The sequence below is a fragment of the Pantoea stewartii subsp. stewartii genome (assembly GCF_008801695.1).
Lineage (GTDB): Bacteria > Pseudomonadota > Gammaproteobacteria > Enterobacterales > Enterobacteriaceae > Pantoea > Pantoea stewartii.
In genome coordinates, this window is sequence record NZ_VZPF01000351.1 from 1 (window position 1) to 207 (window position 207).

The following is a 207-nucleotide window of genomic DNA, read 5'->3' on the forward strand; positions in this document are numbered from 1 at the left end:
GGTTTCTGCCGGCGACAGCGTGAGGGTTTCGCGGGGAAGTGAGGCCGGCAGCGGTTTGCGGGCGGAAGACTGGCGCAGCAGCTGCGGGAGTGCCGGGTCATGCTGCTCGCCCAGCACCTCAGCCATCTCCTCCTGCAGGGCGCTGATGCGCTCCTCTGCCTCGCGCACCTGGCGGGCCGTTTTCTCACGCAGCTTTTCGGAGCTTTT

General features: G+C 67.1%; 1 pseudogene. It reads right to left on the minus strand.

Annotation, left to right across the window (positions count from 1 at the left end):
- Nucleotides 1-207, minus strand: a pseudogene (locus F7Q90_RS26525) (IS66 family transposase); the annotation flags it as partial.